Raw genomic sequence first — 19568 nt, forward strand, 5'->3', positions numbered from 1 at the left:
TATAAAAATATTTTATGGTTAGATGGTTTTGTTGGGTCGAAAGGCTAATCCATTTAATTTTTCAGTTAAAGAGGCAGCAAATGTTTTCATATTTTTCAAAAAAACATTTTAATGAACAGGTTAATATTCCTGAAATTCGTATTCTTCATTCAAAAACGTCTCGATTAGCCAATGAGCTAAAAGAATGGTTACACGCAGCAGGTGAACTGGCGCTAGTGATTGCTTACATTAGCCCTCATAATGATTTTAAAAGCACCTGCCAAACTATTGAAAAATTGTTACAAAGTACCAAATCAGGTACTCAATTTTTCGCAGTTAGCACCGCAGGTGAACTGTGCCAAGTGCCAGAGTCAACACAGTCGCTATACTGTAAAGCTGATAGTCAATGGGATGGAGTTGTATTGCAATCTTTTGATCGGCGACTACTTAGTGAGGTAAAGATTGTTAGCGTTCCTCTTCATAATGACGACATTAAGCAGGGACAAGTTAAAATCACACCTGAGCAACGGGTTAATAAAATTGCTAACTCGATAAAACAAATTTCTTTACCATTTGCAATTAATCATCACGATACAGTTGGTCTTACCTTTATCGACGGACTCAGTGCATCGGAGTCGTTTTTCAGTGAAGCCGTTTATCAAAGTCGTAAATTCCCCTGTCACTTTATTGGTGGTTCTGCCGGCGGGAAGTTGGATTTTCAAAATACATTCATTTTTGACGGTCAAAAAATTCAACAAAATCATGCTGTGATTGCTTTTTTAAAAATTAATCCTGATTATCGTTACGGTATTTTTACTTCACATAATTTGAAAAGACAAAATGTCTCTTTTCTTATTACTGAAGCGAATCAGGAGCAGCGTTGGGTCAGTTCGGTTTTGACCAAAGACAATCAAGTTGTTTCTTTTATCGAAGCGTTGAAAAGCTATTTTAAAGTAACCGAAGATCAGGCACTCGAACAGACCTTAGTTGATTACAGTTTTGCCATCGATATCGAAGGTCAGCTGTTTATTCGCAGTATATCTGGCTTTGATTTTATTAATGACCGAATTTCATTTTTTTGTGACTTGGCTATGGGGGAAGAGCTGTTTTTGGTTAAGCGAGAAAGCATCGCCGCCTGTACTGAGCGAGACTTTAAAGAATTTATGGGGTCAAAATCGCATTCGAAAGTCGTTGGTGGTGTACTAAATGATTGTATTTTAAGGCGTCTAAATAACCAAAGCGATTTAGCGGCAGTCCGCTGTTTTGATAATATCCCGGTGGCAGGATTTTCAACTTTTGGAGAGCTCTACGGGGTTAATGTCAACCAAACATTAACCGCATTGTTTTTCTTTAAACCGGAAAATGTGGCTAAATTCTCTGATTATTCGGTTGATTTTTTTGCGGTGCTTTATGCGCAGTTCAAAAATTACACCACAGAGCGAAAGTTAAAACAAAGTGAAATTGTTAGCAAGCTCCGTAAAGATGTGATTGAGCAACTAGAAGTTTATCAAGTTGTGATGCCTCAATTGAAAGATAGCTTGGCTGAAATAGAAACGAATATTATCAATATTGGGGAGCAGGTCGCCCAACTCGGTGAGTCCTTAACTGGGCATCTGGGGCAGGTGGAGTCCTTGTTGTTAATGAATCAGAGCATGCAACCCAAGGCATTGACGCTCAATACTAATACCGAGAGTATTAAAGGCATTTTAAATGCAATTAAAAAAATTGCTGAGCAAACAAACTTGCTGGCGCTTAATGCTGCTATTGAAGCCGCTAGAGCTGGCGAACAGGGGCGTGGTTTCGCCGTGGTAGCTGATGAAGTACGAAAGCTGGCGTTTAATACCCAAGAATCGTTAGAACGAACCAATGTCTCAATTGGCGAATTGGTTGAGAATGTTGATGAAATTTCGGGATTAATTGCAGACAATAGTTTGTCTGGCAATGAATTTGCAGACAGCACCGAACAATTTAATACTCGACTTTCAGAAGTTTCACAAGACATTCGCATAGCCAGCGATGTTATCGTGGCCGCTGTATCTTCTTTAAAGCAAAGCAGCGCGTTGTCAGACACTGTTAACGAGCAGATTAAAACCTTACAAAAGATCAATAAGATGTTGGGCTGATTTAAACCTTCTTGATTTTAAAACGGTATTAATACCGTTTTAAAATCTCAATACACTTACCAGCTGCCGTAGGGTCGTGAGCGACATAAGCTGAGGTAATAACTCCCTCTTTCATAATGCAAATTGCATCAAGCAACAGCGAGTTTGTGTTCGTCATGTGTTGGGCGATAACTTGACGTATATGGTGTTTATGTTCGCGGCAGTAGACAGATATAGCACAATTTTGGTCGCTAAACTCTGCTGCGGTATTAATAAAGAAACAGCCGCGAAAACTACCAAGTTTAGGATCGGCATTACTAAACCAATCTTCTAATGCCGTAAATAAACGAAAAATAACATCTTGATCTGAACAGGCACCCTGCAGTTTGGCGGTTAACCATTCAATAAATAACCGGTGACGTTGCTCAAGCGTCGCTATAGTTAATGCTTCTTTACTTTCAAAGTGATTATAAAGTGTCTTTTTTGCCACCCCTGACACTTTTAGTATTTCGTTTATTCCGATCGTATTAACACCTTTCTGGTAGAAAAGTTCCAAAGCTGTATCGATTAATAGTTGGCGCTTTTGTGTCATTTTTATCTCCGAGTAAGTCGTTATATTGACAAAGGTAGACCGATTTGTCTATAGTGATTCATGTAGACAGACTGGTCTTCTTTTATTTTGGGGTGATGTAGATGAACAAATTTTTACTGGCGTTAGCTGCTGGGGCTGGTGCTTCAATTGCTATCGGCTTACTCGCATACTTAGATGCTGCTTTTGTTAACCAGACATTGCTAATGGCACCATTTGGAGCGACTGCTGTCATTGTATTTGGGTTGCCAGCTAGTCCTTTAGCGCAGCCAAAAAATGTGATCTTAGGTCATTTGATAACTGCTTTTGTTGGCTTGTTTTTTGTGCAAGCGTTTGAAGTGTCTCCGCTGACACTGGCTTTAGCCACTGGAACCGGAGTCAGTGCTATGTTGATATCAAAAACAACTCACCCGCCTGCAGGCGCTAATCCGCTATTAATTATGTTATCGGGACAAAGTTTGGGCTGGGGCTACTTGGTGACGCCTGTGTTAATCGGCGCTGTTGTTATAGTTTTAGTTGGTAAAGCTATGCAAAAATTGCAACAGAAACTGGAGTAATGGAATTGGTATAACAATGGTGCAAACTAGAAATGGTTAGCAGATATTTAGCACCTCGATTTGTTCAATAAATTATTGTAGGCTTGGCTTAAGCAGATAACGAGATTGATGTTAGGCCTACTATATCCTCAGCCTCAGCCTCAGCCATGGCTCTGGTCGATAAATTACTATAGCCTAAGCGCACTAGCTTGCAGACACGAACCCAAACATATTAACTGAAGTAGTAATACATGAACCAAAAGTTTCGAAAGTTAGCTATATTTGTCCCGATCACAGTCGCAATTTATTTGACGATTGCCACTGTGCTGATCTTAGCGGGGAAGCCCAAAGCACCAGACGTAACTCAGAGTGGCATAAATATTAGCGAAATGTTTTTTGATTATTCAGGCCTGCCTCAATTACAAAGTTATGTTGCGAGAGATCAGACTCGTTTGACTTATCGGCATTATCCGGCGACATCAGACAAAATTGTTATTTTAATTCATGGCTCGGGTTGGCATAGTCAGCAATTTTTACCCTTAGCCAATTTCATCAGTTCGCAGGGACTGGCACAGGTTTATACGCCTGATTTACGCGGGCATGGCGCGAGCCCGAAAAGGCGGGGAGATATTGACTATATTGGTCAATTTGAACATGACCTAGCCGATTTTATTGGGGTGATTAAGCAAGAACACCCAAATGCGATGCTGGTGATTGGCGGGCATTCATCAGGTGGCGGTTTAGCTATTCGTTTTGCTGGCGGTGAATATGGTGCATTAGCTGATGCTTATGTGCTGTTAGCGCCGTTTGTTTATTACAATGCACCGACGACTCGCCCGAACGCTGGTGGTTGGGCGCAGCCTTATACCTCATTTGCTCCGCGTAATTATGAACACGATCTCAGTGCGATGACTCAACCGCTATTCGTGGTTGCTGGTACCGCCGATGAAACGATGTTTGCTCAGCAATATGAAGCGGTCATTTCTAAATACGCTGATGTTGAGGTTAAGCTATTACCCGATGTTACGCATATGGGCGTAGTGGTTGGGACCAAGGTGCAACCAGTTATTGGTAAGTGGTTGCAACAGCTTCAAAAATATTAGCGAGTTATTTTATAATTAATCCATTAATCAGCTAAGGTGTATGGGGGCGAAATATTTAAGCCATTGCTGTTATTAGTACTCTCCAGCAATAGACTGAAACTGAAACTGAAACTGAAACTGAAACTTTAGCTGTGGCTAATGGAGAGTTCTAACTCGTACATCGACTCAATTCCGATTTGTACATATTGCCAATGCCATTAGAGAACACTTGCTATATGTGTAAAGTTCTTCGGTGAAAACGTTCAAATAGTAGCAGCACTGGCTGCCTTGATATGTTGGGAGGCATAATGAAAAAAAGAATGCTACTTTGTATTATTTCATTGTTGTGGATGAAAGGAGTTTTAGCGCAACAATGCGAAATACTTAAGGTTGGCGGGGCTAAGAGTTGGCGGCCTGTGTCCTATATCAATAGCCAAACCCTTGAAGCAGACGGCATAGCAAATGATGTCGTCAGAATGATTGGAAAAAAGTTGGGCATCCCCGTTACCATTAATCTCGACTTCCCTTGGAAGCGCATGCTGCACAATTTAACTGTGGGTGATTTGGATATAAATTCTGCGCTGTATTGGAATAAAAACCGGGCCGAAGTCTATCGATATACTGTGCCATATTTTGTTAACGAAATAAGAGTATTTGTGCGCAAGGGCACTGAATTTTCTTTTGATAGGTTTGAAGATTTAATTGGACGTACCGGCGGGGTTCCAGCTGGTGGTAGCTTTGGTGAGAAATTCGATAGTTTTGCTCAGGATCATCAATTAAAGCTGATTGGAATCGAAACTGAAAAGCAAGGAATTGGTATGCTGCTGTTAGGGCGAACGGATTATTACCTTAAAGATTATCTCGATGGGATGACTTACATTAAAAATCATGGGCTCGAGAATGACATTGTGGCATTAGCCCATCCGGTATCGACAGAATTAGTGTATTTTGCGCTGTCACGTCAATCGCCTTGTGTTCATCTGGTGCCGCGCATTAACAAAATCATCAATCAAGTCAAACAAGATGGCACACTTAACGCCATTATTGATAAATACATCAAAACAAAAATTCCGCACTAAACGTATCTAAAATCAGTTGCCTAATGCATTTGTCTTATGACGAAAGCAGGAGAGTCGATGGGTTTTATAGTATATATAAAAACTCTAGAACGAGTGATGCTTCTCGTCAAGTTGGCTAGGGGAAATCATATGTGCAGCCAACGAGCTTATTTTAAGGGCTTGTAATATCTGCTTGATCCTAGCGCTTTTTACATTTTTTAGACTATAGTTTTTCAGTATTGCTAGAAATTATCGAGCGATAGTTACCATCAGATCAATTCATTTTGAAATTTTGTTGCGACATAACTTTTTGTTGTGGCTTAACTTAAGGATACTACGTGCCTGATAATGACAATTTAAAATTAGCGGTATTAATTGACGCCGACAATGCCCAAGCGTCGGTGTGTTCAGAATTGCTTGCTGAAATTGCTAAGTATGGGGTCGCTAGCGTAAAGCGAGCATATGGTGACTGGACCACGCCCAACCTTAAAAGCTGGAAAGAATATCTGCATAAACATGCGATTCAACCGATTCAGCAATTTCGTTATACCGTGGGCAAAAATTCAAGTGATTCGTCCTTAATCATCGATGCGATGGATTTATTACATGAAGGCCGACTCGATGGTTTTTGCTTAATTTCTTCTGATAGCGACTTTACCCGCTTAGCCACCAGAATTAGGGAGGCAGGATTGCTGGTGTATGGTTTTGGTGAAAAGAAAACCCCGCAATCTTTTATTTCAGGCTGCGATAAATTTATTTTTACTGAAATTTTACGGCACAATCCTGAGCAAGATGAGTCTACTAACGAAGACTTAAAATCTATGGTCATCAGCGCTATTTCGGCGGTATCGAAAGATGATGGTTGGGCGAGTGTTGGTGGTTATATGATTAAAAACAATCCTTCTTTTGATTCTCGAAATTATGGCTATATCAAAATGGGAAAATTAATAAAGTCATTAGGTTATGTTGATTTTAAGGATAAAAACTTTACCGACGGTTCAAATAACGTCCATATTTATGTGAGAATTTTATCACCATTACAGATGGAAGTTTAAATTACAGCTGTTATCTTAGGCAATAACTATCTTGAGCTAAGCTCTATCGATAAAAATGGAGTGATAATGGAAAAACTTACCGGTTCTTGTTTATGTGGCACCATAAAATACCAAGTGACAAATCTTAATCCGAAAATGGGGCATTGCCACTGCTCAATGTGTCGTAAGTTTCATGGTGCTGCTTTTGCCACCTTTGGTGAAGTCGCAATAGAGGACTTTCGTTGGTTAACCGGTGAATCAGCCCTTAAAGTTTTTATTGCCGCTAATGGCACTGTCCGTAAATTTTGTGGCCAATGCGGTGCTAGCTTAATTTTCAAATCAAAGAATGACCAAGGAACTACGGTCGAATTTACTTTAGGCACGCTCGACAGTGACATTAGCCAGCATCCTGATAGCCATATTTTTGTGGGTTCTAAAGCTAATTGGTTTGAAATTAGTGACGATCTGCCACAGTTTAATCAAGGGCGCGATTAAGCCGAACATTACTCGGGCATTTCATTGCTGCACGGTATAATACCTGTTTGGGTCTTGTATGTTAGACCATTTGTATTCGCCAAAAATTGGAATTAGTGATGAAACAATCGATTGTACATGTGGCAATAGTAGTGAAAGATTATGATGAAGCAATTGATTTTTATGTTAATAAATTAAAATTCACCTTAGTAGAAGATACCTACCAACCTGAGCAAGACAAACGCTGGGTGGTTGTCGCACCACCGGGATCAAATGGCGTAAGTTTGTTGCTGGCTAAAGCGTCAAAACCTCAGCAGCAGGACTTTGTCGGTAATCAAACCGGAGGTCGGGTCTTTTTGTTTTTAAATACAGATGACTTCTGGCGTGATTATCATCGAATGGTGGCAGAGAATATTGTGTTTGTTAGACCACCGAAAGAACAGGATTATGGCACGGTGGCCGTTTTTGAAGATCTTTACGGCAATATGTGGGACTTATTACAATTGAATTAGCACGGCCATTTTTTTTGTCAGCTTAAAAACTCGGTTTTTTGTTGGCGAGAGCTAATGGTATTGTTAAGTTGTGATATGTCAGCAGTTTGCTTTACTGCAATGCCTTCGTGTTTTAGTAACCATAACTTACGCTCGATACCACCGGCATAGCCCGTTAATTTACCGCTACTTGAGATAACTCGATGACAGGGCACAATAATACTAATTGGGTTTCTGCCATTAGCGCCACCGACAGCTCGCACCGCATTTGGATTACCGATCATCTTAGCAATATCAAGGTATGATCTGCTGGTACCAAAGGGTATTTGGGTCAAACAGGCCCAAATGGATTGTTGAAATAAACTCCCTTGTAAGTCGAGTGGCAATTGGAAATCTTGCCGCTGGTGATTAAAATATTGCTGCAGCTGAGTTTTACAACGAGCAGTGAGGGCGTTGGCATTCATTGCTTGGTGTTGTGAGCCGCAAAAAATCACTTGAGTGATGCCAAGTTCAGATGCTTGAATTTCAAGAGTCCCTAATGGGCTGTCGAGGTAATCAATAAAGTGCATTATTGGCTCCATAATTGAAACGTTAAATAACTGCGCCACGGGCTAGCTAGCTCTGAGGCAAAAGAGTTGGTGGTTTGATCGTTAGCTTTTTGTAGCGCTTTTTTTATGCCTAAATCACCAGCCAAGAATATATCAGGATCGCTTAAACCGCGCATTTTGGCATAATCAACCGTCCAAGGCCCAATGCCTTTTAGGTCTAACCACGGTTGTGGATTGTCAGGCTGTTGATGCGTGAGATAATGTTGGGCTAAGTTGCGCAAGGCTTGTTTGCGCGATTGCGGCATTTTAAAGAATTCTAGTTCACTATTAGCAATTGCCTCGGGAGTCGGAAATAATCGCTTACTCTCTGATGAATGACCATTGCCAAGCTTAATTTCTTGACCTAATTGGCTGACTAATTGAATCACTAAATTTCGCGCAGCGGTTACTGATATGTGTTGGCCTAAAATGGCGCGGATCCCTGCTTCAAACATGGTCCAAATTCCGGGTAGTCGTAAGCCTGTTGTTAGTGGAAAGTAGGGGCCGATACTTCTATTTAAGTCTTGTTCAACGGCTTGGGCGTCTAAGTTCAAATCTAAAACTCGGCGAATGTTCGTCACAATGGCTTTAAGGTTATTGATATTATTTAAGTCAAGAGTGACGTCGAATCGGTGCTTATCAGCAACGTGGCATGCATGAAAAGATCCGACTGTACCCGCCCAATTAAATGTTCGTCCGTAGCCGTGATCATCACAACACTCTAGTTGCTCAATTGCACGGGCACTTAAAAACTTATGCATTGCGTCCCAGTTATAGGGTGGCCGATAATATAGTTTGAGCATCAGGGTATTTGTGGGCGTAGCAGGGTTGCTTTTTCTCACTTGTGACGGGGTTAAGTGCAGCTGTGAGACAAAGTAATCGTTGAACCGGCGAATGCTAGCGAAACCACTGGCCAATGCAATCTCACTAATGGGTAAGTTCGTTTGGTGTAATAACTGTTTGGCAAACAAACATTGCTGATAAAGGGCGTAAGCTTTGGGTGAAATGCCGAGGTGGCTGTTAAATAGTTGACGTAAGTAGCGATCGCTAATGCCTAAGCGCGTGGCCAAATCTGGCAATGAGCCTTGTTGTAACGCGCCGTTGTCGATCAAACTCAACGCTCTGCTGAGGGTAGTTTCTACCCCGAGCCAGGCCCAAGAACCCGGCGCGCTTTCTGGCCTGCAACGTAAACATGGCCGATAACCGGCATTAGCGGCGGCACTGGCCGTGAAAAAATATTGAACATTTTTTTCATGCGGTGGCGTGGCCGGACAAATACAACGGCAGTAAATTTTGGTGGTTGTTACCGCGGTAAAAAAGCGACCGTCAAAACGAGGATCGCGTGCCAATCTTGCTTTATGGCAGATACTGTCGGTTAGGCTGGTTTTAGTTAACATCAGGGCTCGTTATTATGGCGATTGCTCTAACCATAATATAACGCTTAAGCTGAAATATTCTAGCCAGATCCGGAACTCAAGAGTATTTATATCCATGTTTAGAGTAAATACGACGACAGGTTAGGGCTATTTTTAGCCACTTAAGCGCGTTCAATGCATATTCAAATGAGTGATATTTATGGTAAAGTTCCTTTTATAAATTAGCATTTTATTCACTTAGCCAATGGATTTTTCATGAAAGTCGTTTCAATAAATATTGCTCAGCCGACCCTAGTCGAGTATCTGGGAAAGCAGGTATCGACCGGGATTTTTAAACAGGCAGTTAAGCACCGGGTATATGTTGATAAGGTCAATATGGCTGGAGATGGCCAAGCTGATCTTATTCACCATGGTGGCACGCATAAAGCGGTTTATGGTTTTTCATCAGACCATTACAGCTATTGGCGAGAAACTTTGGACCGGCCGGAATTAAGCTATGGTGTTTTTGGTGAAAATTTAACGATAAGTTCATTGTCTGAAGCGCAACTTTGCATTGGTGACCAGTTAGTTATCGGCGATACGGTATTAGAAGTCAGTCAGCCTCGGGTTCCTTGTTTTAAATTAGGCATTGCGTTAGACAATAAGAAAATTCCCAATTTGTTTACTAAAAGCTATGCAACTGGCATATATTTTCGCGTGATAAAACAAGGCTATATCTCGCCAGAAGATCTTGTGATAGTAAACAAAACAGTCAGTAAAACGGTTTCGGTCCAGGCGCTGTTTCGGGCTTACTACGATCGTAGTTATGCCGATGCAATAGCGGTATTAACAATAGCCGCTGACATTAAAGCGTTAGCACCAGAGTGGCACGAAAAAGTACTTAAAAAATTGGCGAAAAAACAATGACACCAGCAATTTTAGTCGCAAAAAAACAAAAAATAAGTTACATCGTTCATGAATATTCGCACGATAGTGCAAGTCAGTCATATGGTTTGGAAGCGGCTCAAAAACTCAATATCGCACACCAGCAGATTTTTAAAACCTTAGTGGTTAGTCTTGATGAAAAACAGCTGGCGGTTGCGATAGTGCCTGTTGTGATGAAACTGAATATGAAAAGTTTAGCCAAAGCGGCAGGGGCAAAAAAAGCAGTAATGGCAGCGCCTGCCGACGTTGAACGCGCCACGGGTTATGTGCTCGGTGGTGTTAGCCCGCTAGGACAGAAAAAGCGCTTGAAAACATTTATCGATAGTTCTGCGCAAGACTATGCCACTATTTATGTCAGCGCCGGGCGCCGAGGTCTTGATATCGAATTAAACCCAACCGATTTAAACGCATTGGTGCAGGGGACTTTCTGCCAATTAGCATTATAGTTTTAATGAATTCTAGGAGCTAAACTTATGACAGCAGCCAACTATCCAATTAATAACCATCTTAATTATCATGCCCATCTTTATTTTGACCAAGCGAGTTTGACCCAAGCGATAGACTTGAGTGAGCGTGCTGGCGCGCTGTTTAACCTAAAGATTGGCCGGGTACATCAAAAGTTGGTTGGGCCACATTTAATGTGGAGTTGTCAAATTAGCTTTACCAATAATGACTTTGATAGTTTTATAAAATGGCTAGATCAGCATCGCAATGGCTTAAGTATTTTTGTTCATGGAGTCACTGGTGATGATTTTATAGATCACACCAAATATGCTTATTGGCTGGGTGCGTGTGTGGAATTGAATTTGTCTATTTTTGAGAAGAAATAGATTTTAGTGAGCAATTGGAATTAAACAAACTGGCTTGGTCATTGATAGCACCAAGCCAGTTATTAAGTCGTTATAAAACGGCAGCTATTGCTTTACATAACGCGTCCATGTTGTGGGTTGTCATGCCAGCAACACTGATACGGCCAGAACCAACAATATAAACAGCATGGGTTGTTTTTAGGGTCTCAACTTGTGCTTTGTTTAAGCCAGAGAATGAAAACATGCCATTTTGAGCGCTAATAAAAGAGAAATCGCCAGTAGCTCCATAAGTTTTTAACGTTTCAACAAACAGCAGGCGCATCTGGTGAATACGTTGACGCATTTGCGTAACTTCATCGTGCCACTCTTGCGTTAATTGTGAATCATTTAAAATGGTAGTAACGACAGCCGCACCATGTGATGGTGGGTTAGAGTAGTTAGCACGAATAATTGACTTTATTTGGCTAAAGGCAGACGTCGCTGTCGCATTGTCTTGCGCAACTAAAGTTAGTGCACCAACGCGCTCATTATAAAGACCGAAGTTTTTAGAGAACGAGCTAGCAACCAGTAATTCTGTGTTTTGTGCTGCATATACGCGTAAACCATGAGCATCTTCTTCGATACCAGCGCCAAAACCCTGATATGCAAAATCAAATAACGCTAAAAACTGTTGCTTGCTGCCAAGATCTGCAATTTGTTGCCACTGCTCCGGTGTTGGATCGATACCGGTAGGGTTGTGACAACAACCATGTAGCAATACGGCATCTTCACTGGTCGCTTGTGATAATGACTTTAACATGCCATCGAAGTCTATAGACTTGGTTTGTGCATTGTAGTAATCGTATTCCACGACTTCTAAGCCAGCTGTTTTAAAAACATTGCCATGGTTAGCCCACGTTGGGTTACTAACCCAAATGCGCTTAATGCCAAGTTGTCCGACAAGGAAATCAGCAGCAATGCGTAAAGCGCCGGTGCCACCAGGTGCTTGCGCAGTAATTGCTCGTTGCTCGGAGATAATTGAGTTGTCAGCGCCAAATAATAGTGCTTGAACACATTTAGCGTAAGCCGCGTTGCCTTCAATGCTTAAATAAGACTTGGTTTTCTCATTTTCGAGTAAAATAGCTTCCGCTTTTTTTACACAGTTTAATACCGGAGTTTGGCCAGCGTCTGTTTTGTAAATGCCGACACCAAGATTGATTTTATGTGCGCGAGCATCATTCTTAAAGGTTTCGGTTAAACCAAGAATTGGATCTGCTGGTGCCATTTTTACCGCTTCAAACATGAAAATTTCCCAAATGATAGGTTGAATAACAAAAAGATGTATACAGTGTGCTATTTATACCATGAGTTACTGATAAACGGTATCAATAGCTGGCGCTGAAACGCGTTTTATTGCGCTATTTATCAGGTAAGAAAGCTTGGGTCATGCCCAATAGATAATACTTGAACAAGCCTAACCATTCATGCATACCATACTCAATTAAATAGAGCTTTTTAACTAAACTTGGTTGAGTAAACCATTGCGGTGATTTACCTACTTTATATTCGACCGGAAAAGGCGTGATGGTGATAGCTTGTTGTTTAAATACACCAACAGCACGTGGCATATGAGCCGCGGAGGTAATTAGCAAGCTATGACTGAGTTGTTGCTTTAATAAAATGGTCTTGGCTTGGCGGGCATTATCATAGGTATCTTTAGAGTCGTCGTTGATAAAGACCATTGCCGGGGGGGAATCAGCTAGCGATAACAACATCTCAAGCGTGTGAGATTCACGATAACTCTTGTTATTTTGACGCAACTGTCCACCGACAAAAATTAATGGCACTTTTAGTTTTTTTGCTAAATCTACTGCGGCAATGATGCGGCCATTGTGTTGGCCAAATCCGCTGTAAGGGAATAGATGACTTTGTTTTCTTTGCTGGCCGCCGCCTAATACGATAATAGAATCGACGCCTCGTAACGAGGTTGGCGGCGAAATATGCTGTTCCAACGTGCCTAAAATGAGATGCTCAACCGGGCTAAATGTAAAAATTAGCAGCAGCAGAGTCACACTAACACTAAGCTTGTGGCTTAATTGGGGCTTAGGCTTTAAAATAACCAGCGAAAACAGCAGTATTAAGAGCAAAAAGTGGCTCGGTGCTAAGATAAACCACAGTGCTTTGCCAAATAGATAGATAAATTGATCCATGTTTACCTTTATTTATTTTCAGGGTATGTTTTAAGCTGTAACAGTATGTTTCAGTGTAATTGTTTTAACGATAAGTACAATGATGAGCAGACAATACTAAATTACCATCTAAACTAAATGGATCTTAGTGAATAACTCTAGTGTTGATCGTTATATTTAGTGAATTACGATACTTAAAACTGCTTTGTGCTTAAAATGTCAGCGTTGAAATGTTAGTTCTGAGTCGTTAAGCTTCAATTCAGGGCGAAGTTGCTTTAATGCATCACTATAAATACTAACTACAGCTAGTTTTAACAACATATAGAAAGAGATAGCTAAAAAAATCAATATAGTTATCTCAGAGTTTATTTTTATTTACAAGGACAATGTTATGAAGACATTAAAAACTACACGCACTATTTTAACCCCAATTGCCGTAGGCATCCTGTTAGCATCAACGTCAGTAATGGCTCAACAAACCGACGTTGAAAAAGGCTGGTACATTCAAGCCGATGCTGGTCAAGCTAAAAGCTACGGTCGAGAGGGCATCTTCGACACCAATGAGTTGTCGTACAAACGTCGTGCTTGGAAAGCTAGCACCGGTTATCGTTTTAGTAATCAAATCGCGTTAGCGCTTAATTACACCGATTTAGGTGTGGTTGAAGACTATGACAGTCGTTCAGCTCTTGAATCGATTGGCGGCAGAGCTTATGGTGCCTCAGCAATCTATAATATCCCACTGTCTAACAGTGTAAATGCTCATGCAAAATTTGGTCTGGCACATTTTAGTGGCCGTAAAAACCGCTTGATTGATGGTACTGGTGAGTATACTGGGCAGCATGCTACTGACGATAACTCTGACAATGGCGCGTTTTACGGCGTTGGCATGTCATTTGATGTTTCAACAAATACCTCATTAATGCTTGAATGGGAACGTTATGACTTTGACACTGTAACTGATGTTGTTTCAGCGGGTTTACGTTATACCTTTGGTGCTATTCCTGCTCCAGTTGCTGTTGTTGCACCGGTAATTATTGCAGCTGCTCCAGCACCTAAGCCGGCTCCTGTGCCAGCACCTGTACCTGTTGTTGTATTAAAGCCATTACAAGTTAATGTTTATTTTGATAATGACAGCAGCGCATTAACGACTGAGGCGTTAGACATTTTAGCCAACGCCCAACGTGAGTTGGACAGCGATCGGGTTGAATCAATTAATGTTAGTGGTTTTGCGTCAGCCGTTGGTAATGTCGATTATAACCAAGCTTTATCTGAGCGCCGCGCTGCAGTAGTAGTACAGCACATTAAAGCGAACTGGAACCTTAATAACAGTGATGTTAAAGTAGTTTCTCACGGTGAAGAAAGTTTGATTAACGATGATGTGGCGAACAACTCTCGCGATCGTCGCGTGATGGTAAAAATTAGCTTTAACTAAGTTTAGCTAACGACTATCGTTTAAGAAAAGCCCATCCTTATGATGGGTTTTTTTATGGCCGCTATTTAGTGGCTATTATGCTCTTCACGCAACCGAAAAATTTATTGATTTATCGAGCATCTAGGTCATTGGAGTATTGTCAATTGTACGTAAATAAGAGATCATGACTCATAATTTATGTTCAGTGTTTTATTTTGAGGGTCTAATGAGCCAAGAAGCCGTAAAAGTAACCAATTTTATTCGAAATATTATTGATAAAGACTTAGCCAGTGGCAAGCATACCAGTGTAGTGACACGTTTCCCGCCAGAGCCTAATGGCTATCTGCATATTGGTCACGCCAAGTCTATTTGTCTCAACTTTGGGATTGGTCATGACTATCAAGGGCAAACAAATTTGCGCTTTGATGATACCAACCCGTTAAAAGAAGATATCGATTTCGTAAACTCGATTAAAGAAGACGTTTCATGGCTTGGTTTTAAGTGGCAGGGTGACATTCGTTATAGCTCGGATAACTTCGAAGCACTTTACGGCTTTGCTGTTGAGTTAATTAATAATGGTAAAGCTTTTGTTTGTGATCTTAATGCCGAAGAAATGCGAGAGTATCGTGGCACCTTGACCAAACCTGGCAAGCCTAGCCCCGCGCGTGAACGCAGTGTTGAAGAAAATTTAGACTTGTTTAGTCGGATGCGTAACGGCGAATTTGCTGAAGGTCAATATAGCCTACGCGCAAAAATTGACATGGCATCACCTAATATCAAAATGCGCGATCCAATCCTTTATCGGATCCGCTTTGTTGAGCACCATCAGACAGGTGATAAGTGGTGTATTTACCCGATGTATGATTTTACCCATTGTATTTCTGATGCGTTGGAAAATATCACTCATTCATTGTGTACCTTAGAATTTGAAGATCATCGTCCTCTTTATGACTGGGTCTTGGACAATATTTCACTTGAATGTCACCCGCAACAAATTGAGTTTTCGCGACTAAATCTAGAATATACCGTAATGTCTAAGCGCAAGTTGGCGACAATGGTAGAGAACAATTTAGTGGATGGCTGGAACGATCCGCGCATGCCAACGATTGCTGGTTTACGTCGTCGTGGTTATACGTCGCAATCGATCGTTGAATTTTGTAAAAGAATTGGCGTGACCAAACAAGAAAACACCATTGAAATGGGCGCGTTAGAAAGCTGTATTCGTGAAGACTTAGACAGTCGCGCACCACGTGCGATGGCGGTATTAGATCCGATTAAACTGATTATCGAAAACTACCCAGCAGATCAAGTTGAGCAGCTTAATGCGCCTAATCATCCAAAAGATGAGGCAATGGGTTCGCGGATTGTGCCGTTCACGCGTGAAGTTTACATTGACCGCAGTGATTTTAGAGAAGAAGCCAATAAAAAGTATAAGCGCTTAGTCATTGATAAAGAAGTTCGGTTACGTAATGGTTATGTGATTAAAGCATTACGCTGTGATAAAAATGAAGCTGGCGAAATTACCACTATTTATTGTAGCTACGATCCTGAAACCTTAGGTAAAAAACCGAGTGATGGTCGCAGTGTTAAAGGTGTTATTCATTGGGTGAGTGCTTCAGAAGGTATTCGAGCGCAAGTACGAGTTTATGATCGTTTGTTCAATGTGGTAAATCCTGCTGCCGCTGAAGATTTTGAATCGGTGTTAAACCCGCAGTCATTGGTTGTGTTCCCAGATGCGATCGTTGAGCCTTCATTAGTTACTGCTCAAGCCGAAATGGCATACCAATTTGAACGTGAAGGGTATTTCTGTGCTGATAGCCAAGACAGCAGTGCTGAACATTTAGTCTTTAACCGTACAGTTGGGCTGCGTGATTCATGGACTAACTCGCAGTAGTAGTCAAAATCGCGTTGTAAACCTAGTGACAAATACTGTTTGTCACTAGGTTTTATACCAATTACAATTTAATAATTGATCACTTTTGCTAGTTTAAATCAACAATAAGGCTACCGCGTCCTGCTCGCGCCTTGTTCTTGCTAATTTCCCCCGGTGCACAACAAGACCACATCTTTAATGAAAATGGTATTATTCATCATTTTTTAACTTCAAATAAAAATTCGAATATCATCACTAATCAATCTATTGACTGCAGCAGTTGGCTTAATAACCCTTTTAATTGCTGAGCCTGATCGAGATCTAACTTTGACTTTTTAAACAGCTGCTCTGGAATACAAGCCAGTTGTTGTTTTAAAGCCCAGCCGTTGTGAGTTAAATGAATATTGACTAATCGTTCGTCAGCCTGATTTCGAATACGGCTAACGATATTAGCTTGTTCCATTCTTTTTAGCAGTGGCGTTAAGGTATTACTATTTAGTAATGCTTGCTGACCAATAGCTTTGACACTAATGCCATCATTTTGCCATAAAATCATTAGCACAATATATTGTGGGTAGGTTAAACCATGCTGTTCCAGTAAAGGCTGATATAAACGCGTCACTAAACGCGAGGCAGCGTAAAGCGGAAAACACAGCTGCTGATCTAATTGTTGGTAGTGATCATTGGAAGCCGACATTGATCTTTATCCCAAGGCTTTTAGGATATGTGACTCGAGCGCGGCGGGTTTGCTAATAGGAGCAAAACGTTTAATTGGCTGACCATCACGGCCGATTAAAAATTTTGTGAAATTCCATTTTATACTACGGCCAAATATTCCCGGTAGCGCGCAGGTTAAAAATTGATAAACAGGATGAGCATCGGCGCCATTGACATCGATTTTATCAAACATCTGAAACTCAACACCGTAATTTAGCAAACATCCTTGTGATATTTGGCTGCTGTCTCCAGGCTCCTGCTCTTTAAATTGATTACAAGGAAAGCCTAAAATGATTAATCCTTGTGCTTGATATTTTTTATGCAAGGCTTGTAGTCCTTCATATTGAGGTGTTAACCCGCACTTACTTGCGGTATTAACAATGAGTACTACTTTGCCTTGATATTGATTCATATCAATATTTTTTTGTTGCAGGCTGGTGGCTGATAATTGATAAAAAGGTTGCATGCTTGGCTCCGTAAATTAAGTCTTCCTTGATTGTATCGCGCGCGATTTAATGTGGCAATGAGTCATCTAAAATGGCGCAAGTTATCAGCAAAAATATTTCTAATATAAGTCAGGCAGCGGCGACATTTTTAACTACAATTATTGTGATATAGATGAATAAACAATATGAAAATGGAATTAGTTCAGTTGTGATTCAGTACTGGTGTGTTTTAATGATGATTATCGATACGAGACGAATTAATACGAGCTAATGCTAGGATCATTCGTTATACCAATTACATTAAATTTATGATCTGGTTGTGCGTAGAGAGAATTAATTTAGACAAGGCGCTCGATTGAGCAATAGCTAGCTATTGGGAATGAGAGCAACGCCCGATTAATTGATTTTATCAAGCTCAGGTGATCAGTTAATTAATGGGATTGGTATTAAGCCAAGGGGAATAGGAATGGAAAAAGTAAAACAGATCTTAAAAAACGACCAAACTAATCATTTGGCTGATCAGGTTCTGGAATTTGAAAAAACGATGCCGAGAACTAAAAAGTCGTCAGCTAACTCGAGCCAATCAGTTGGCAATAAAAAAGCGACTGCTGATATTGATGTTGTCACGACATCTTACATTCGCGGTTATAACTAAATTATTGTGCCACAAATGACGGTATTATTCTGTTCGTTTGTGGTGGTTAGTATTTTTATAAACACTCATCCATGGGGTAATTCTACCCTGATTTTATAGAGCTGTTCTTATCTTAAGCGTTTGATTATCGGTTGACACGACATATATATTATTGCTTATTCGGGTTACAATCACGCGGTATTCTAATTTAACTAATTTTCGGAGTTTGCGTGACTAATCATTTTGACGGTCAGGATTTTCTTTCATTTAGTCGCCACCACGAGTGGAGTATTGAACAGGCTTTTAACTTTTCATTAGACAATGGTACCCAGGTTGAAGTTTGGGATACTGGTGTTATCGCATTTACACCTGCACAAGTGACCACTTGTGATGTTATTTTATCAAGTGGTATTCATGGTAATGAAACAGCGCCGATTGAAATTTGTAATGACTTTATTAATCAGATCCTCGATGGCACCCTTGAGCTAGCGACTAGAGTGCTGTTTATCTTTGGTAATCCAGCATCCATGAATATTGGCCTGCGCTTTGTCCAAGAAAATATGAATCGTTTGTTTAATGGCGCTCATTCAATGCCATCTGGCTTAACCAATCACGAACGTATTCGCGCCAAAAAATTAGAGCAATACGTTGCTCGTTTTTATCAAGGTCAACCTGAGTCTAATGAGCGCATTCATTACGACTTGCATACCGCAATTCGTGGCTCTAAAAATGAAAAATTTGCGGTGTATCCATTTTTGCATGGTGAAAAACACAATACCCGCCAGTTACAGATTTTAGCAGCCTGCGGTGTCAGCACTATTTTACTGTCAAATGCGCCAACGACAACATTCAGTTATTTTTCGTCGATTAACTTTGCGGCGCATGCCTTTACGGTTGAATTAGGTAAGGTTCGTCCATTTGGTGAAAACGATATGACCCGATTTATCGAAGTTAAACAAACATTAAAAGCGATGTTATCAGGTCAAGACATGCAATTGATTGATTACTGCGAGCAAGATTTTAATCTATTTAAGGTTTGTCGCGCTATTGATAAGCATCATGATGATTTCGAGTTCCACTTTGCTGATGATGTTGTTAATTTCACCAGTTTCCCGATCGGTTTTAAATTAGCAACGCAAGGTGAGCTTGAGTACAAGGTTGAGCACAAAGGCGAGGCGATTGTCTTTCCTAATGCCAATGTTGCTAATGGTAACCGCGCTGTGTTGATGGTTGTACCAACCAGCTTGTAAAACAATTGGTATAACAGTATTACCCTTG

The 19568-nt window shown here is 40.8% G+C and carries 21 protein-coding genes; 14 read left to right on the plus strand and 7 right to left on the minus strand.

Annotation, left to right across the window (positions count from 1 at the left end; translation table 11 throughout):
• Positions 1 to 80: 80 nt before the first annotated feature.
• Positions 81 to 2102 (plus strand): FIST C-terminal domain-containing protein, encoded by a 2022-nt coding sequence (locus HRU23_03020; protein NRA53095.1) that lies wholly within the window; start codon positions 81 to 83, stop codon positions 2100 to 2102.
• Positions 2103 to 2130: 28 nt separating this feature from the next.
• Here HRU23_03020 and HRU23_03025 read toward each other — a convergent pair whose 3' ends face one another.
• Positions 2131 to 2673: a TetR/AcrR family transcriptional regulator gene (locus HRU23_03025; GenBank protein ID NRA53096.1), complete on the minus strand. Its 543-nt coding sequence runs from the start codon at positions 2671 to 2673 to the stop codon at positions 2131 to 2133.
• Between the two features lie 101 nt (positions 2674 to 2774).
• Between HRU23_03025 and HRU23_03030 the strand changes: the two genes are divergently transcribed.
• The 6 genes from HRU23_03030 (at position 2775) to HRU23_03055 (ending at position 7366) form a co-directional block, all read left to right on the plus strand.
• Complete coding sequence (locus HRU23_03030) at positions 2775 to 3227, plus strand: HPP family protein (protein ID NRA53097.1); 453 nt, start codon at positions 2775 to 2777, stop codon at positions 3225 to 3227.
• A gap of 230 nt (positions 3228 to 3457) precedes the next feature.
• A complete protein-coding gene (locus HRU23_03035) occupies positions 3458 to 4309 on the plus strand; it encodes an alpha/beta fold hydrolase (GenBank protein NRA53098.1) in 852 nt (283 codons plus the stop codon).
• Positions 4310 to 4596: 287 nt separating this feature from the next.
• On the plus strand, positions 4597 to 5367 hold the full coding sequence (locus HRU23_03040; GenBank protein NRA53099.1) for an amino acid ABC transporter substrate-binding protein: 771 nt from the start codon (positions 4597 to 4599) through the stop codon (positions 5365 to 5367).
• Between the two features lie 317 nt (positions 5368 to 5684).
• The gene (locus HRU23_03045; GenBank protein NRA53100.1) at positions 5685 to 6401 is read left to right on the plus strand and encodes an NYN domain-containing protein; all 717 of its coding nucleotides are present in this window, start codon (positions 5685 to 5687) and stop codon (positions 6399 to 6401) included.
• A gap of 156 nt (positions 6402 to 6557) precedes the next feature.
• Positions 6558 to 6875, plus strand: a complete 318-nt coding sequence (locus HRU23_03050) for a GFA family protein (GenBank protein ID NRA53101.1) — start codon at positions 6558 to 6560, stop codon at positions 6873 to 6875.
• Positions 6876 to 6973: 98 nt separating this feature from the next.
• A complete protein-coding gene (locus HRU23_03055; protein NRA53102.1) occupies positions 6974 to 7366 on the plus strand; it encodes a VOC family protein in 393 nt (130 codons plus the stop codon).
• Between the two features lie 17 nt (positions 7367 to 7383).
• Here HRU23_03055 and HRU23_03060 read toward each other — a convergent pair whose 3' ends face one another.
• A complete protein-coding gene (locus HRU23_03060) occupies positions 7384 to 7914 on the minus strand; it encodes a methylated-DNA--[protein]-cysteine S-methyltransferase (protein ID NRA53103.1) in 531 nt (176 codons plus the stop codon).
• On the minus strand, positions 7914 to 9329 hold the full coding sequence (locus HRU23_03065) for a DNA-3-methyladenine glycosylase 2 family protein (GenBank protein ID NRA53104.1): 1416 nt from the start codon (positions 9327 to 9329) through the stop codon (positions 7914 to 7916). The genes HRU23_03060 and HRU23_03065 overlap by 1 nt, the downstream gene beginning before the upstream one ends.
• 234 nt (positions 9330 to 9563) lie before the next feature.
• On the opposite strand from HRU23_03065, the gene HRU23_03070 reads away from it, so the two are divergent.
• From HRU23_03070 to HRU23_03080, 3 genes are read left to right on the plus strand one after another with little or no spacing between them, the layout of a single operon-like run.
• A complete protein-coding gene (locus HRU23_03070; GenBank protein NRA53105.1) occupies positions 9564 to 10214 on the plus strand; it encodes an MOSC domain-containing protein in 651 nt (216 codons plus the stop codon).
• Positions 10211 to 10678: a Cys-tRNA(Pro) deacylase gene (ybaK, locus tag HRU23_03075; GenBank protein NRA53106.1), complete on the plus strand. Its 468-nt coding sequence runs from the start codon at positions 10211 to 10213 to the stop codon at positions 10676 to 10678. The genes HRU23_03070 and ybaK overlap by 4 nt, the downstream gene beginning before the upstream one ends.
• A gap of 27 nt (positions 10679 to 10705) precedes the next feature.
• Entirely contained in the window at positions 10706 to 11062 is a 357-nt protein-coding gene (locus HRU23_03080; GenBank protein NRA53107.1) for a DOPA 4,5-dioxygenase family protein, read from the plus strand.
• Between the two features lie 70 nt (positions 11063 to 11132).
• On the opposite strand, the gene HRU23_03085 is transcribed toward HRU23_03080, so the two are convergent.
• Positions 11133 to 12323: an aspartate/tyrosine/aromatic aminotransferase gene (locus HRU23_03085; GenBank protein ID NRA53108.1), complete on the minus strand. Its 1191-nt coding sequence runs from the start codon at positions 12321 to 12323 to the stop codon at positions 11133 to 11135.
• A 115-nt stretch (positions 12324 to 12438) separates the two neighbouring features.
• A complete protein-coding gene (locus tag HRU23_03090) occupies positions 12439 to 13230 on the minus strand; it encodes a YdcF family protein (protein ID NRA53109.1) in 792 nt (263 codons plus the stop codon).
• Positions 13231 to 13600: 370 nt separating this feature from the next.
• On the opposite strand from HRU23_03090, the gene HRU23_03095 reads away from it, so the two are divergent.
• The gene (locus HRU23_03095; protein NRA53110.1) at positions 13601 to 14641 is read left to right on the plus strand and encodes an OmpA family protein; all 1041 of its coding nucleotides are present in this window, start codon (positions 13601 to 13603) and stop codon (positions 14639 to 14641) included.
• Between the two features lie 205 nt (positions 14642 to 14846).
• Positions 14847 to 16514, plus strand: a complete 1668-nt coding sequence (gene glnS, locus HRU23_03100; GenBank protein ID NRA53111.1) for a glutamine--tRNA ligase — start codon at positions 14847 to 14849, stop codon at positions 16512 to 16514.
• A gap of 238 nt (positions 16515 to 16752) precedes the next feature.
• Here glnS and HRU23_03105 read toward each other — a convergent pair whose 3' ends face one another.
• Both HRU23_03105 and HRU23_03110 read right to left on the minus strand, forming a co-directional pair.
• On the minus strand, positions 16753 to 17190 hold the full coding sequence (locus HRU23_03105) for a MarR family transcriptional regulator (GenBank protein NRA53112.1): 438 nt from the start codon (positions 17188 to 17190) through the stop codon (positions 16753 to 16755).
• A gap of 6 nt (positions 17191 to 17196) precedes the next feature.
• The gene (locus tag HRU23_03110) at positions 17197 to 17676 is read right to left on the minus strand and encodes a glutathione peroxidase (GenBank protein NRA53113.1); all 480 of its coding nucleotides are present in this window, start codon (positions 17674 to 17676) and stop codon (positions 17197 to 17199) included.
• Positions 17677 to 18122: 446 nt separating this feature from the next.
• On the opposite strand from HRU23_03110, the gene HRU23_03115 reads away from it, so the two are divergent.
• Together HRU23_03115 and astE are read left to right on the plus strand one after the other, a co-directional pair.
• Positions 18123 to 18311: a hypothetical protein gene (locus tag HRU23_03115; GenBank protein NRA53114.1), complete on the plus strand. Its 189-nt coding sequence runs from the start codon at positions 18123 to 18125 to the stop codon at positions 18309 to 18311.
• A gap of 209 nt (positions 18312 to 18520) precedes the next feature.
• Positions 18521 to 19540 (plus strand): succinylglutamate desuccinylase, encoded by a 1020-nt coding sequence (gene astE / locus HRU23_03120; GenBank protein ID NRA53115.1) that lies wholly within the window; start codon positions 18521 to 18523, stop codon positions 19538 to 19540.
• Positions 19541 to 19568: the final 28 nt, after the last annotated feature.

The sequence above is a fragment of the Gammaproteobacteria bacterium genome (assembly GCA_013214945.1).
GTDB lineage: Bacteria > Pseudomonadota > Gammaproteobacteria > Enterobacterales > Psychrobiaceae > Psychrobium.